Genomic DNA, 2,199 nt, shown 5'->3' with positions numbered 1-2,199 from the left:
GTGTAAATTATCATTTTATTTCAGCACAAAACGCCCATTTTTTGCACATTCTTTCAGAAAGCCCTCTCCCCTTTTCTGAAGGAATGTGCTAAATTTTTTGTGAATTGTTTCGGACAAAGATTTCCATTCGTTTCAATGAGGGGGAGGAAGTGTGATCCAGTTTCACGACTTTGGCATTGACATTCAAACGTATACGGATCGTGGGAAAGGGAACGATTTTCCCGACGTGAACCAATGCCCCCACTGTCCATCCCGCCGCCCCTTGCATCGTCACGGATACTACCAACGCTATGCGTTGACGGCAGAGGGGGAGTATCACCTTTGGATCGCACGATATCGCTGTCAAGAGTGCTGCAAAACGGTGAGTGTGCTGCCTTCTTTCCTCCTCCCGTATGTTCAATATACACGATCGGTTATTTGGCAAGCGGTCAAAGCATGGTTCGAAACGCCAAGGCAAGGAGCGAAGACCAAACAGGTTGTTTTTCCCACCAAGGAGGTCATCTTGTTTTATGTCCGACGATTTTTACGGAATCTCTCTCGCTTGCATCACGCGGCGGCGAGAAGGTGGGGGATCATCGGCCCTGTAGGGAACGCAAGAACAGAACGGGCGGTTTGGTGGATGCAGACCTTGGAGGGACGGGGGGTGGGCTCGATCATCCAAGACCTGTGGACAAACGAGAGGTGGCATCCGTTTGCGGATCAAATTACTTCCTGATTTTCTACTTAACACCAAAAATGGAGATGGTTGATGTTCCCACAAACCCTTCCTCTCGACGAATCTCGAGCCGTTTCGTAAGATAGGGGGTAGAGGGGACCGGGACGGTCCAACATCACAGGGAGACAGGGAGGAGATCCAGATGGATGAATCGATGAGACACGACATCGCGCTGTTTCGGTACGGGCTGATCGCTCCGTTGGTGAATGGCCAGGTGGAGCCCAAAGCGTATTTGAATGAGGTGGGCGGGCGAGTGCACTCGATTCCCCATCAAGGGGACAAACCCATTGCGGCGAAGACGATTCTGGATTGGTGCGCCCGATACAAAAAAGGGGGCTTCGACGCCTTGAAGCCGAAGCGCCGTTCGGACCGCGGCCGCTCCAGACGTCTGTCCCCCGATGATGAGGATCATATTCTAGCATTGAGGAAGGAACATCCCACCATGCCCGTGACCCTATTCTACGAACAACTCACCAAGCAGGGGGACATTCCCACCACCCTCTCATACTTTACTATATACCGATTGTTAAAAAAACACAACCTGGTGGGAAAAGAAATCTTGCCGATGCCAGAGCGAAAGCGTTTTGCGTATGACCAGATCAATGAGCTATGGCAAGGGGACTTATCCCATGGACCCACGATTCGCGTCCATGGGAAAGCCCAGAAAACGTTTTTGATCGCGTATATCGATGACTGCTCGCGGTTAGTACCATATGCCCAATTTTTCCCTTCGGAGAAGTTTGACGGGCTGCGGATCGTCACGAAGGAAGCGGTGCTTCGTTGCGGGAAGCCGAAACGCATTTACTCGGACAACGGGAAAATTTATCGGTCCGAGGTGTTGCAGTATGCGTGCGCCGAGATGGGGATTACACTCATCCACACCCAGCCGTATGACCCGCAAAGCAAGGGAAAAATCGAACGGTTCTTCCGCACCGTACAGACACGGTTTTATCCACTGTTGGAGCTGAATCCGCCGAAATCGCTTGACGAGTTGAACGAGCGTTTTTGGAAGTGGCTTGAAGAGGAGTATCATCGAAAACCGCACGCCTCACTGGACGGAAAAACGCCGCATGAGGTGTTTCAATCGCAAGTGCATCTCGTGTCGTTCATCGAAGATGGCGATTGGCTGGATGCGATTTTTCTGAAACGGGAGCACCGCAAGGTGAAAGCCGATGGCACGATCACCCTGAATAAACAGCTATACGAAGTGCCGCCTCGGTTCATTGGGCAATCGATTGAGCTCCGCTATGATGAACGAGGCGTCTATGTGTACGAAGAGGGCAAACGGGTGGCGGAAGCCATTCGGGTTCGTTTGGAGGACAACGCCTATGTAAAACGCCATCGGTCCCCGTTTGCGGCGATTCCGGCGAAGGAGGGAGAACACGGTGTATAAATCGTTTTACTCCCTCTCGCGGGAGCCGTTTGCGAAAGAAACAGACCCGTCCGAGGCGTATCAAGGGGCGCCATTTCAGGAAGCGTTGCGG

General features: G+C 52.1%; 2 protein-coding genes and 1 pseudogene. All 3 read left to right on the top strand.

Features of this window, described 5'->3' with window-relative positions; genetic code table 11:
- Positions 1-151: 151 nt before the first annotated feature.
- Entirely contained in the window at positions 152-715 is a 564-nt protein-coding gene (locus tag ACTVDO_RS17265) for a DUF6431 domain-containing protein (protein ID WP_442901950.1), read from the top strand.
- A 142-nt stretch (positions 716-857) separates the two neighbouring features.
- A complete protein-coding gene (locus ACTVDO_RS17260; protein WP_442901949.1) occupies positions 858-2,108 on the top strand; it encodes an IS481 family transposase in 1,251 nt (416 codons plus the stop codon).
- Positions 2,101-2,199: pseudogene (locus tag ACTVDO_RS17255) on the top strand (AAA family ATPase); the annotation flags it as partial. The gene ACTVDO_RS17260 and the pseudogene ACTVDO_RS17255, both read left to right, overlap by 8 nt.

Source organism: Geobacillus sp. BK01 (genome assembly GCF_052220245.1).
Taxonomy (GTDB): domain Bacteria; phylum Bacillota; class Bacilli; order Bacillales; family Anoxybacillaceae; genus Geobacillus.
The sequence above is the reverse complement of the archived record's forward strand: the minus strand, read 5'-3'. Positions and strand labels throughout refer to the sequence as shown.

Coding starts and splice junctions, on each gene's coding strand:
- ACTVDO_RS17260 (WP_442901949.1), top strand. CDS start 858: ATGGATGAATCGATGAGACACGACATCGCGCTGTTTCGGTACGGGCTG.